The 13,554-nt window shown below is 74.9% G+C and carries 4 protein-coding genes and 1 pseudogene; 2 read left to right on the top strand and 3 right to left on the bottom strand.

Features of this window, described 5'->3' with window-relative positions; genetic code table 11:
• Positions 1 to 4,122: type I polyketide synthase (locus tag IE294_RS40100; RefSeq protein ID WP_189894322.1), on the top strand; the 4,122-nt coding region annotated here is incomplete at its 5' end.
• Between the two features lie 101 nt (positions 4,123 to 4,223).
• On the opposite strand, the gene IE294_RS40095 is transcribed toward IE294_RS40100, so the two are convergent.
• From IE294_RS40095 to IE294_RS40085, 3 genes and pseudogenes are all read right to left on the bottom strand, one after another.
• Complete coding sequence (locus IE294_RS40095) at positions 4,224 to 7,013, bottom strand: AAA family ATPase (RefSeq protein WP_189894321.1); 2,790 nt, start codon at positions 7,011 to 7,013, stop codon at positions 4,224 to 4,226.
• A 577-nt stretch (positions 7,014 to 7,590) separates the two neighbouring features.
• Complete coding sequence (gene helR / locus IE294_RS40090) at positions 7,591 to 9,747, bottom strand: RNA polymerase recycling motor ATPase HelR (protein ID WP_189894320.1); 2,157 nt, start codon at positions 9,745 to 9,747, stop codon at positions 7,591 to 7,593.
• A gap of 190 nt (positions 9,748 to 9,937) precedes the next feature.
• Positions 9,938 to 11,152: pseudogene (locus tag IE294_RS40085) on the bottom strand (glycosyltransferase).
• A gap of 216 nt (positions 11,153 to 11,368) precedes the next feature.
• Here IE294_RS40085 and IE294_RS40080 point away from each other — a divergent pair.
• A complete protein-coding gene (locus tag IE294_RS40080; RefSeq protein ID WP_229917826.1) occupies positions 11,369 to 13,552 on the top strand; it encodes an FUSC family protein in 2,184 nt (727 codons plus the stop codon).
• Positions 13,553 to 13,554 lie beyond the last annotated feature (2 nt).

Here is a 13,554-nt window from a genome sequence, read left to right as displayed (position 1 = left end):
CGGACCGGCCGTCCACGCCGGGCGGGTGTGTCCTCCTTCGGCATCAGCGGCACCAACGCCCACACCATCATCGAGGAGGCCCCCGCCGGGGAGCCCGCACCGGACACGGACGCGGCGCCGGCCCCGCTGCTGCCCCTCGTGCTCTCCGGCGCCACCCCCGAGGCCCTGGCCGCGCAGGCCGCACGGCTGAGCGCGGTCGCCGGCCGGCCCCTGCCCGACCTCGCCCGCTCCCTGGCCACGGGCCGCGCCGCTCTCACCCACCGGGCCGCCGTCGTCGCCGGCGACCGGGACGAACTCCTCGCCGGCCTCGCCGCGCTGAGCGACGGCACCGCCTCGGACACCGTGGTCCGCGGCCGGCCCGGCGACGGCAAGGTCGCCTTTCTCTTCACCGGACAGGGCGCCCAGCGTCCCGGCACGGGCCGCGCCCTGTACGCCGCCCACCCGGCCTTCCGGCAGGCCCTCGACGAGGTCTGCCAGGCGCTCGACGCCCACCTCGACCGCCCGCTGCGGGACGTGATGTGGGCGGAGCCCGGCACCGAGGACGCCGGCCTGCTCGACCACACCCTCTACACGCAGAGCGCCCTGTTCGCCGTCGGGACCGCCCTGTTCCGGCTGCTGGAGTCCTCCGGCGTACGGCCCGACTGGCTCGCCGGGCACTCCATCGGCGAACTGACGGCCGCGCACGTCGCCGGCGTCTGGGACCTGGCGGACGCCGCCCGGCTGGTCGCCGCGCGCGGCCGGCTGATGCAGGCGCTGCCCGCCGGCGGCGCGATGCTCGCCGTCGACGCCACCGAGGAGGAGGTGCTGGAGCACCTCGGCCCCGAGGTGTCCGTCGCCGCCGTCAACGGGCCCCGCGCCGTCGTCGTCTCCGGCACCGAGGCCGCCGTCGCCGCCGTCGCCGAGGCCTTCTCCGACCGCCGCACCAAGCGGCTGCGGGTCAGCCACGCCTTCCACTCCCCGCTGATGGACCCGATGCTGGCGGAGTTCGAGAAGACGGCCCGCGAACTGCCGTACGCGCCGCCCGCGATCCCCGTCGTGTCCGACGTGACCGGCGTACGTGCCGGCGAGGACGAACTGTGCGCGCCCGAGTACTGGGTCCGGCACGTCCGGGAGGCGGTCCGCTTCGGCGACGTAGTCCGGACGCTGGAGGCCGACGGCGTGCGCACCTTCCTCGAACTCGGCCCCGACGCCGTCCTGTCGGCCATGGGCGCGCAGGCCGTCGCCGACGCCGAACGGTCGGCGTTCGTCCCCGCGCTGCGCCGCGACCGCGACGAGGAGCGGACCTTCGCGACGCTGCTCGGCACCGCCCACGTGCGCGGCGTGACCGTCGACTGGCAGCGGGTCTTCGCCGGCACCGACGCCCGCCGCACCGATCTGCCGACCTACGCCTTCCAGCGGCGGCGGCTGTGGCTGGACGACGGGCCCGGCGCGGTCACCGACGCCGGCGGGCTGGGCCAGGCACCGGCCGGGCACCCGCTGCTCGGCGCCGCCCTGGAACTCGCCGGCGACGACCGGCTGGCCCTCACCGGCCGGCTGTCCCTCGCCACCCACCCGTGGCTCGCGGACCACGCCGTGGCCGGGGTCGTGCTCGTCCCGGGCAGCGCCTTCGTGGAACTGGCCGTGCAGGCCGGCGACCGCACGCACTGCCCGCGCGTGGAGGAACTCACCCTGGAACGGCCCCTGGTCCTGCCCGAGCGGGGCGCCGTCCACCTCCAGGCGGCCGTCGCGGCCCCCGACGCCGACGGGCGCCGGCGGCTGACCGTGCACGCACGTCCGGAGGGCGCGGACGGCGAGTGGACCCGGCACGCCACCGGCGTCCTCGCCCCGCACACCGCCCCCGAACCGGCCCCGGTCACCGACTGGCCGCCCGCCGGAGCCGTACCCGTGGACGTCACCGGCACCTACGACCACCTCGCCGGACAGGGCTACCACTACGGCCCGTCCTTCCGCTGCCTGCGCGGCGCCTGGCGGCTCGGCGAGGAGGTCTGGGCCGAACTCGCCCTGCCCGACGCCGAGGCGGCCGACGGTTTCGGACTGCACCCCGCGCTGCTCGACGCCACGCTGCACGCCATCGACCTGCTCGACGGCCAGGACCCGACCGTGATGACCCTGCCCTTCTCCTGGGAGGGCGTCACCCTGTACGCCACCGGCGCCACGGCCGTCCGGCTGCGCCTCACCCCGCACGGCACCGACCACATGACCCTGCGCCTGTACGACGGCACGGGCGCCCCCGTCGCCGAGGTGACCGCGCTGCGCGTCCGCCAGGTGACCACCGAGCAACTGAACGCGGCCACACCGGCCCCCGGCGACCTGTTCCGCGTGCGCTGGACCGAACTCCCGCTCACCGCCGCCGACTCGGCACCCGAGCCCCGCACCCTCACCGTGACGGCGGAGGGCGACCCCGGTGACGACCTGCCCGCGCTGGCCCGTCGGACCGCCGTGCGGGCCCTGGCCGCGCTGCGGCGGGACCTCGTCGACGTGCCGGACGGCGCGCCGCTGGTGGTGGTGACCCGGTCCGCCGTCGCCGTCCACGCCGACGCCGTGCCCGACCCGGAGCAGGCCGTGCTCTGGGGCATGGTGCGGGCGGCGGCGGTCGAGCACCCCGGCCGGTTCGTGCTCGTCGACACCGACGACGACCCGGCCTCGGCCGCCGTCCTCCCGGCCGCCGTCGCCACCGGCGCACCCGAACTCGCCCTGCGGGCGGGCACGGTGTACGTGCCGGAACTGGCCAGGGCCACGGACGCGGAGCCCGGACCGGCGCCCGCGCTCGACCCGGACGGCACCGTGCTCGTGACCGGCGGCACCGGCAGCCTCGGCCGACTGCTGGCCCGGCACCTGGTCACCCGGCACGGCGTACGCCACCTGCTGCTCACCGGCCGGGGCGGGCGGCTGCCCGAGCCCGGCGCCCTGGACGACCTGGCCGCCCTCGGCGCCAAGCTGACCGTCGCCGCCTGCGACGCCACCGACCGGGACGCGCTCGCCGCCCTGCTGGCGTCCGTGCCGGCCGAGCACCCGCTGACCGCCGTGGTGCACGCCGCCGGCGTCCTGGACGACGGGCTGCTCACCGACCTCACCCCCGAGCGGCTGGAGGCGGTGATGCGCCCGAAGACCGACGCCGCCTGGCACCTGCACGAGCTGACCCGTGACCTCGGCCTCGCCGCGTTCGTCCTGTTCTCCTCCGCCGCCGGCACCCTGGGCGCGGCGGGGCAGGCCAACTACGCGGCCGGGAACGCCTTCCTGGACGCCCTCGCCGCGCGGCGCCGTGCCGAGGGCCTGCCGGCCCTGTCGCTGGGCTGGGGGCTGTGGGACACGGGGGAGGGCATGGCGGCCGGTCTCGGTGCGACGGAGCTGCGCCGGCTGGCCCGCGACGGCATCCTGCCGCTGCCCGCCGACCGCGCGCTGGACCTGTGGGACCGGGCGCTGACCGAGGCGGGCGCCACGGCCGCCGACCGCGCCCTGCTGCTCCCGGTCCGCGTCCAGGTCACCGCCGACGCCCCCGCCCTGGTGCGGGGCCTCGCCCCCGCGGCCGTACGCCGCACCGCCCGGGCGGCGGCCACCGAGACACCGGCAGCCGTCGAGCCGCTGCCGCGGCGGCTGGCCCGGCTGAGCTCCGCCGACGCCGTGCGGCTGCTGGTGGAGACGGTGTGCGGGCACGTCGCCGACGTCCTCGGACACGGCTCCGGCAGCGCGGTCGACCCCCAGCGTTCCCTGGGCGACCTGGGCGTGGACTCGCTCGCCGCCCTGGACCTGCGCAACCGGCTCGGCGCCGAGACCGGCCTCCGGCTGTCCACCACCCTCACCTTCGACTACCCGACCTCCGACGCCCTCGCCCGGCACCTCTTCGAGGAACTGGGCGGGGACACCTCCGGCGATGCGGTCGACATCGAGGCCGAAGTGGTCCGCCTGGAGGCGCTGTTGGATACGGCGCTGGACTCGGCCGCGCCGGACGAGGAGCAGCGGGCCCGGGTGGCGGCCCGGCTGCGCACCCTGAGCGCGCGCTGGGACGGCACCGGCGAGTGGCGGGAGAGCGGCACCGGTCCCACCGGGGACACGGAGCTGGAGACGGCCACGGCCGACGAGCTGTTCGACATCCTGGACGATGAACTGGGCAGCTTCAGCTGAGGCTTACGCCCGACGCAGCGCGGCCCCACCGGAGACACCTCCGGTGGGGCCGCGCTGCGTCCGGTGATCCCGGTCCGTGGACGGCGAGCCGCGGGGACCGCTCAGCCGGCGGACGAGTGGGTGCCGGCCCAGCGGTCCGACAGCTTCGGTATGCGGTGGTCCAGCATCTTCGACGGAAGCTCCGAGCGGTTGGCCACGTTCAGCTTGCGGTAGACCCGGGTGAGGTGCTGTTCCACCGTGCTGATCGTGACGTGCAGGCGGGCGCTGATCTCCCGATTGGTGTACCCGAGCGCGGCCAGCCCGGCGACCCGGCACTCCGCGTCGCTCAGGATGGCGGGGCCGGCGTCGGACTCGGCGCTGTCGGTCCGTACCGGGTCCTCCAGCAGGTGTGCGTCGACCGGCGACTCGATGCGGCAGGCCTCGGCCTCCCGTGCCGCCTGCCGTGCCACCAGCCGGGCCCGCGCGTACTCGCCGAGTTCGTAGTGCGCCGCGGACAGGTCGGCGTACGCCTGTGCCAGCGCGTACCGGTCGCCGCACGCCTTGAGCAGGTCGATCGACTCGCGCAGCAGCGAGGCCCGGCGGTGCGGCTTGCAGGTGGCGGCCAGCAGGCGCAGCGCCATCGCACGGGCCCTGGAACTGTGCCCTCCGGGCAGCCGCAGTTGTTCCTCGGCCCACTCCCGGGCGGTGCGGGCCTTGCCGATCCGCAGGTTGGCCAGGGCGAGGTCGGAGCGCCAGGGGATGCCCTTCTGGAGGCTGGGGTTGCCTTCCCGGAGCAGCCGTCCGCAGGTCTCGAAGTCGCCCAGTGCCGCGAAGGGCCGGTCGGTGGCGAGGAAGTGGTGACCGCGGGCACGCAGGTACTGGATGCCGAACACGGTGCGGAACATCGGTTCGGGCACGTCGTGCTTGAGCAGTTCCTCGGCCTCGTCGTAGGAGCCCAGGGCGGTGTGCGCGGAGATCGCCGTCGACAGCGGGAGGCCGATGAGGACCCCCCAGCTCTCGGCGCGCAGGGTGCCGAGCGCGGCGAGCGCGCCCTGTGACGCGGTGGTCACGTCCCCCTGGAGCAGGGCGATCTCCGCCCGGATGCTGCCGAGCAGGGCCCGCCAGGTCGTCGCCCGGCGTTCCACGGCCCGCTCCAGCAGCGCGTCGCAGGCGTCGGCGGCGATCGCCGGCCGGTCCGCGTGGGCGACCGCGAGCAGGGACATGGCGGCCAACTCCAGGTTGAGGTGGTCGAGTTGATGACCCTGGAGGGCCTGGGCGACGGCCGCCGCGGAGTCGTCGGTGGCCTCACCGCCGATGAGCGCGGCCACCCGGGCGGCCAGTCCGCCGGCACCGGCGTGCGCCTGCCGGCGGCGCGGGTCGAGACCGGCCACGGGGGCGCCCTTGCCGGGGAGCGCCACGCCGTAGAACCACTGCCGTACGAACTCGACCTCGGCGACGATCTGGGCGTCGGCGGGCGACTGCGCGTGGACGAGGGTGGCGACGGCCTGGGCGGCCAGTTCGGTGTCGCCCTGCCACAGCAGGTACCGCAGGACGGTGGCGGCGTCCCGCATGCTCAGTTCGCCGGCGAGCGCGGCCTCGCGCAGCGGTTCCAGATGGGGGGTGGCCGCCGCAGGGTTGGTGCGCCACTCCGCGCGCGCGAGGGCCACCGACAGGGCGTGGCGCTCCCGCTCGTCGGCGCAGTCGCGCAGGACCAGGCCGAGGTAGCCGGTGCAGCGCTCCACGTCGTCGGCGGCCAGTGCCTGCTCCGCGGCGGTGCGCAGGATGCCCGCGCCCCAGCCTGCCGGGACCAGGTCCGCGAGACGGAGGTGGCGCGCCACCTCGACGGCGGGCGCGCCGGAACGGTACAGCAGGTGGGCGATCCGGCCGTGCAGCCGGGTGCGGGCGACGGCGTCCATGTCCTCCAGCACCGTCGCGGCGGCGGTCGGGTGCCGGAAGGCGTGACCGTCCAGCAGGCCCGAGGAGTTGAGGACGTCCACGGCTTCCTGGGTGCCGGCCGGTGTGGTGCCGGCCAGCTCTCCCACGGGGACGGTTCCCGCCAGGGTGCCGAGCGCGGCCAGCGCACGGGCCACCCGGACGTGGCCCGGCTCGCCGCGGTGCAGCAGGGACAGCACCGCCTGGCGGTAGGCGGCGCCGGCGATGGGCGGGCCGATCTCGGGGGCGAAGTGGGTGCTGTCGTCGAGCAGGGCGTGGACGAGGAGCGGGCTGCCGGCGGTGGCCCGGTGGTAGGCGTCGCGGATGTGTCCGGGCAGGGCCCGGCCGGCCTGTGCGGCGAGCAGTTCGCCGACGCTCGCCTCGGACAGGGGAGCCAGGCGTACGCGTCGGTGCGGCTGGCGGAGCAGTTCCGTGTGCGCGGGCGAGCGGGTCTCGCCGAGGTGTCCCGAGGTGGCGCACACCACGAGCACCCGCCGGGATCGGCTGCGGTGCAGCAGGTGGACGATCGTCTGTAAGGAGGCCCGGTCCATGGCGTGGGCGTCGTCCACGGCGATGACCAGGGGCCGGTCGCCACCGGCGAGACGCAGGAGCGTTTCGACCGCCGTGTCGTGCCCGGCGGACGCGCCGACGGGCTGGTGCACGGGGTCCGTGGGCCGGCGGACATCCGCCGAGGAGTGCACCGCCGACGGGACAGGGTGTGACATGGCGCACTCCGCCTGGGCGGTGCGGAGCAATTGCCCGGCCAGACCCATCGGCTGATCTCGTTCGGCCGAATCGGCAGTACCGGTCAGTATGTGCGCGCCGGTGCTGTTCAGCGTGGTCAGGAATTCATGCACCAGCTGGGTCTTGCCTGATCCGGGACCACCCGTGATGATCACGAGACGGCTGTGTCCTCGCGCGCTGTCAGTGAACGCCTCACCCAGGGCCTGGAGTTCTCGCGTACGGCCGAAAAGGTGCATCGAGGTTCCCCCTAGATTCATTTTTTCGAGCGAGATGGTGCCCCGTTTCCCCCGTGACGAGGCGGCGTCGCGCGACGCTGCGTGGAGAGTTTGTAAGGCGACGGCACTGTCGCGAAGGCGGCGCGCCGGTTCGGCCCGGAATCGGTCGGAATGGCCTCTGACCGGCGGCGAAGAGTGTCGCATCGATGTACCCGAATGATTTCGGCCAATTACATGGCTGACTTTGGTTCGGATGTCCGCGGCTTTGCTGGTGAAGTACCGAATAAATATTAGGTGCTCATAGCAGGCAGAAACGCTATCTGTCTAGGTCAACGTTGTCAACTGTCGCCCTTGACGGCCTCCTGCCCTACTGTGCGGATGGTCCACCGAGGCGTCCTTTTACAGTCTGTTGATTTACCGGACGGTTAAAGAAAGGGGCCGGGCACGGTCAATCGTGACATCGGTCACCGGAAGGCGCTTCCGCTGCCCGTTCGGGCAAGGTCATGGCCCGGGGGCCTGTGAACCCTTTAGGCCGGAGGCGGTATACGAAGGGGCACGCCTCCGGCCACCGCCGGACCTTCCTCCACCGGCCCTCGGGTCAGGGACTCGTGAGGACGACCAGCTGCCGGGTCGCCCGGGTCATCGCGACATAGTGGTCGACCGCCCCTTCGACGCCCTCGCCGAACCTCTCCGGGTCGACGAGGACGACCAGGTCGAATTCGAGTCCCTTCGAGAGCTCCGGCGTCAGGGAACGGACGCGGGCGGTCGGCCGGAACGCGGGATCGCCGATGACACAGGCGGTCCCGTCGGCGTGCGTGGCGAGCCAGCTGTCGAGGATCGAACGGAGCTCGGAGACCGAGCCGTGGACGACGGGGACGCCGTTGCTGCGGATGGACGCCGGCACGTTGGCGTCCGGCAGCACCGCCCGGATGACCGGTTCGGCCTCCGCCATGATCTCCTCGGGCGTCCGGTAGTTGACGGTCAGGGACGCCAGACGGATCCGGTCGAACCCCACCCGGGCGAGCCGCTCCCGCCACGACTCCGTGAACCCGTGCCGGGCCTGGGCACGGTCCCCGACGATGGTGAAGCTGCGGGACGGGCACCGCAGGAGCAGCATCTGCCACTCCGCGTCGGTCAGTTCCTGCGCCTCGTCCACGACGATGTGCGCGAACGGCCCGGCGAGCAGGTCGGGGTCGGCGGCGGGCAGGGCGCTGTCGTCGACCAGTGAGTTGCGCATGTCCTGCCCGTGCAGCATGACCAGCACGCCTTCGCCGTCGTCATAGGTGTGCGCTTCCAGCAGGTTGTCGACGACCCTGTCCATGCGCTCGCGTTCGGCGGCGAGGACGGCGGCGTGGCGGCGCTTTCGCCGGGCCGCCTCCGGGTCGCCGAGCCGCTGCCGGGCCGCGTCCACGAGCGGCAGGTCGGACACCGTCCACGCCTGGGCCTCCGTGCGCTGCAACAGCCGTACCTCCTCGCGGCTCAGCCACGGGGCGCACATCCGCAGATACGCCGGTACCGACCACAGGTCTCCGACGAGATCGGCCGCCTCCAGCAGCGGCCAGGCACGGCCGAAGGCCGCGAGCAGGTCCCGGTTCCGCAGCAGCGACCTGCGCAGCAGTTCGGGCGGGGCGTCACCGTCGTGCTTGTCCACCAGGATCGTGAGCAGTTCCTCCCACACCTGCTCCCGCGCCTCGTTGTGCGGGGTACCGGGTTCCGCCGCCTCGAACGCCACGGCCCAGTCGTCGGCGCTCAGCCGGATGTCGGACCAGTGCGTGGTGACCGTCATCCCCTCGGCGGGCGGCTCCTCGTAGAACCCGACGGCCTTCTCGATCGCCTTCACCATGTCGGCGGACGACTTCAGCCGGGCCACCTCCGGATCGGCCTCGGCCACGGCTCCGGCTCCCTCGGCGACCAGGTCCCGCAGGGTGCACGTCTGCACGCCCTCCTCGCCGAGGCTGGGCAGGACGTCGGCGACGTAGGCCAGGTACGGCCGGTGCGGACCGACGAACAGGACGCCGCCCCGGCGGTGACCCAGGCGCGGGTCGGCGTGCAGGAGGTAGGCGGAGCGGTGCAGGGCGACGACGGTCTTCCCCGTACCCGGACCGCCGTCCACGACGAGGGCACCGCGCGAGCCCGCCCGGATGACGGCGTCCTGGTCGGCCTGGATGGTGCCGAGCACGTCCCGCATCCGCGGCGACCGGCTGCCGCCCAGACTGGCGATGAACGCGGACTGGTCGTCCAGCGCGGCATGCCCGACCAGCCCGTCCGGGGTGAACACCTCGTCCCAGTAGTCGGTGATCCGGCCATCGGTCCAGCGGTACCTGCGCCGGCTCGCCAGACCCATCGGGCGGGCGTGGGTGGCTCCGAAGAACGGCTCGGCGGCGGGGGAGCGCCAGTCGACCAGCAGCCGGCGGCCCGCGCTGTCGGTGAGCCCGAGCCGGCCGACGTAGACGGGCTCCTGGCTGTCCGTGCCGACCATGCGTCCGAGGCACAGGTCCAGTCCGTAGCGGCGCAGGGTGTGCAGGCGACCGGTCAGCCGGTGGATCTCGGCGTCCCGGTCCATCGCCTGCCGGCCCTTGCCGCCCGGCGCCCTGCGCTCGGCGTCGAGACGGTCGGAGAGTTCGGCGATCGACTCCTCAAGGCACTCCGCGATGGCCGCGAAGTGCCGCTCGTCGTCGGCGATCAGCGCCGGATCGGCCTTCGCGGCGAGGCGGTCGGGGAGGTCGAAGGCACGGGTGGGCAGGGGAAGTTTCACGTCAGGGGCTCCTTGTGAGGCCGGTTACGGCCGTGGCAGGTGGCAGGACGGTGGGACGAGGGGACGAGGGGACGAGGGGACGGTAGGACGAGGGGACGGTAGGACGAGGGGACGGGCGGCGGCGAACTCGCGGCCACGGGGTGCGGTGTTCCGTGTGCCGCGTGGCCGCTCTCGCTCCAGGCCGGCGGGCTCAGCCGTGCGCGTCGAGCAGCAGCCGCGCGGCCACCGACGTCCCGTCGGTGCGGACGCGGCCGGCCACGGCCGCCGCTCGTCCGCGGGTCTTCGGGGCGAGGGCCGTCCGCAGAGCGGCCGACAGGGAGGCGAACGTCGGTGTGGGACCGTCGTGCGCCGCGCCGATGCCCAGCTCCGCCACCCGGCCCGCCCAGTACGGATGGTCCGCCGGCTGGGGCACGACCACCTGGGGCACGCCGGCCCGCGCCGCGGTCGTCGTCGTACCGGCGCCGCCGTGGTGCACGACGGCGGCCACCCGGCCGAACAGGGCCCGCTGGTCGACCCCGCCGACGACGAAGCAGTCGCCCCGGTCGTCGACCGGGGCCAGACCGGCCCAGCCCCGGGCCACCACCACGCGCCGCCCCTGCGCGCGGACCGCCGCGACGGCGACCTGGCCGATGTCCGCCGCCGCGTGCAGGGGCATGCTGCCGAAACCCCCGTACACCGGTGGTGCACCGGCCTCCAGGAACGCCGCCAGGTCGGCCGGCAGCGGGCGACCGCCGGGCAGGAGCCAGGCGCCGGTCCGGACGACGTCGAGGTCCGGGCTCTTCCGCCAGGGGTCCAGCACCGGGTCCGTCGCCGGCCACGGCCGGTCGCCGATGACGCAGTCGCGTACGTTCCCCACCGGGGGCAGGCCGACCGACGCCCGGGTGTTGAGCGCCTCACCGAACAGCGCGTCGGCGTTCCGGGCGTCCAGCTCCCACAGCACCTCGTTGTCGGTCACCTCCGGCGGGAGCGGGCGGCCGGGTACGCCGGCGGCCGGCGGTGCGGCGCGGGCCGGGTGAGCTGCTGGAAGGTCACGGACACCGAGCGGACGCCGAGCTGCTCCGCCACCGACAGCGCGCCGGCCGCGGCGGGCAGCGCGCCGGTCGCCACCAGCACCTCGCAGCCCTGCGCCGCCTCGGTGACCGTGTCGAACTGACCGGCGATCAGCTCGGCCGCGCGCCGGGGCAGGGACGCGGGCGGGGGCGCCGCCTTCGTCAGCGCGCGCCGACGGGCCGACCGGGATCAGCGGGACGCCGACCTCGGCCGGCCGCTGCGCGAAGTCCTCGTCCGACGGCGCGCACACCCGCACCTGAGCGCCGAGTCCCCGCAACCGCGCCGCGAGTCCCGCCAGGGGTTCGACGTCCCCACGCGATCCATATGTCGACAGAAGTACCCGCACTTCGCGCATCACCTATTTCCGCAGCTTCCTGGCCTCGGCCGGCAATTCTGCGGTACGACGGGGGCCTTGCCGCAAGCCCCCCGGTGCGGTATAAGTTAAGAGTGGCGAGGAGTGGCTGACTCCTCGCCTTTGTGTGTGCGCCCAAGCGATACCCCTCGGCGCCGCCTCGGTGACCCGCCTGCCCAGTGAGGTGCCGGATGCCCCGCGGTGGGTGATTCTGGAGGCGTGTGGGGTGAGCGAGGTGCGCGGCTCCAGGCGGCCTACGCCGCCTCCGGCCGTCGTGCGCTGCGTGTGACACTCGTGGCCGCGACCGGCTTCTACGCCTTCCGCTACGGCTTCGGCCGCCCCGTGGCGGCGACCTACGCGCTGTTCACCGTGGTCGCGCTGGGCGGCCTGGCCAGGATCCCCGGTACCGGGCGGCAGCGCGCGGCGGTGATGACGCGCCTGCTGCCGGTGTGCTGGGTGCTGGTGGCCGCCGGCACCTATCTGTCGGTGCGGACCTGGAGCGCGGTCGTCGGCATGCTGGTGGTCGGCTTCACGCTGGCCTTCGCCGCCGTGGGCGGACCCCGCCCGGCCGGCGCGGCGCCGGGCCTCCAACTCCTCTACATCCTCCCCTCCTTCCCGCCCTACGACCCCGGCTCGCTGGGCGACCGGCTGATCGGTACGACGACGGGGCTGGCCCTCTTCGTCGCGGCCGAGGCGCTGCTCTTCCGGGAGCCCGCTCCGCTGACGTACCGGGAGCGGGTCGCCCGGGCGGCGGGGGTCGCCGAGCGGTGCGCGGCGAAGCTCGCGGCACGCCGGGACGCCCTGTCCGGCACCGACATCCTGGCGGCCCAGGAGGTGAGCCAGTCGCTGCGGTCGCTCAGCGTGCCCGAGGCGGAGCGGCCGGCGGGGCCCGGGGTGCGCGCCCGCGCCCTCGCCCACACCGGCCTGGCCACCCGTACCCTGCTCGGCAGGCTGGCCGAGCTGCCCGCCCTGCCGCACCAGGGCCCGGCACCCGAGGTGACCGCCGTACTGCGGGCGGTGGCGCGCACGGCCACGGCGACCGCGAGCTGTCTGCGGGCCGGGACGTCCCCCGCGGCACGGCAGAAGGAGCTGACCGCGGCACGCGCCGACCTGTCCGCCGTGTCCGCGGGTCCCCCGGCCACCCCGGCCGGCGCCCTTCTCCCGCCCGCCGTCCTGCGCTGCCACGCCGCCGTGCTGGAGATCGCCGACGCGGCGCTGGCCATGGGCGCGGCGGCCGATCTGGCGGTGCGGGGCCGGCACGCCTCGGTGGAACTCCAGCCCGGCCGGTTCTGGTACGCCACCACCTGGGCCCCCGTCCTGTGGTGGCACCGGCTGCGCGGCCATGCCGGGCGCCGCTCGGTGTTCTTCCAGAACGCGGTGCGCATCGCGCTGGCCCTGACGGCGGCCCGGCTGGTGGCCGGGGTGGACACGCTGCCGCACGGCTTCTGGGCGATGCTGGCGACCCTCACCCTGACCCGCACCACCATGGGCGAGACCTGGAGCACCATCCGCCTGGCGCTGGCGGGCACGCTGGCCGGGGCCCTGCTGAGCGCCGGCGTCCTGATCTGCGTGGGCTCCGACACCACCGTGTACGCCGTCCTCCTGCCGCTGTGGATGCTGCTCGGCTTCACGGTGGGGCCGGTCAGGGGCGTGGGGTGGGCGCAGGGACTGTTCACCGTGCTCGTGGCGCTGGTCTTCGCACAGCTCGCGCCGCCGACCTGGCGGCTGGCGGAGGTCCGCGTGCTGAACGTGCTCGTCGGCAGCGCGATCGGCGCGGTCTTCGGCGTGCTGGCCTGGCCCCGGGGCGGCCATGAGGAGCTGCGCCGGACGGCGGCGGACCTGCTGCGCAGGGCAGCGGAGATCGTCGTGGCCACCAGTGCCTCGGTGGCGTGCGGCACGGTGTCGCCCCCGCTGTCCAGGGCGCCCCATCACCGCTGTCTGCAACGTGCCATCGTCCTCGCGGAGTCCGCGTACGCGCAGGTGCAGAGTGAGCCGGCACCGCCCTTCGGCGGCAGCGGGCGCCGGGTGCGGCCACCCGCCGTGGACTGGCAGGCGACGCTGATCGCCGGGCATCACACCCTGTGGGGCTCGACACGGCTGCTGGAGCCGCCGCTCACCCCGCTGAGCCCGGCGGCGGCCCTGTCGGCCGGCATGCTGGGGGAGCGGGTGGCGGGCCGGATGCTGCTGGTCTCGGCGGCGCTGGACCCGGGAGACGACACCCCCGTCGCGGCGACACCGCTGATCGATCCGGCCCTGCCCGGTCTCACCGCCGAGCCGCCCGGCGCTCCCCGCCGGTACTACGCGACCGTCGCGTGGCTGGACTCCCTCATGACCGACCTGACACGCATCACGTACGCCGTCCCGTGGCACGCGTCGGCGAGGACGACAGCCGACACCTCCTGAGC

It is taken from the genome of Streptomyces canarius (assembly GCF_014650735.1).
Taxonomy (GTDB): Bacteria; Actinomycetota; Actinomycetes; order Streptomycetales; family Streptomycetaceae; genus Streptomyces; species Streptomyces olivaceoviridis.
The sequence above is the reverse complement of the archived record's forward strand: the minus strand, read 5'-3'. Positions and strand labels throughout refer to the sequence as shown.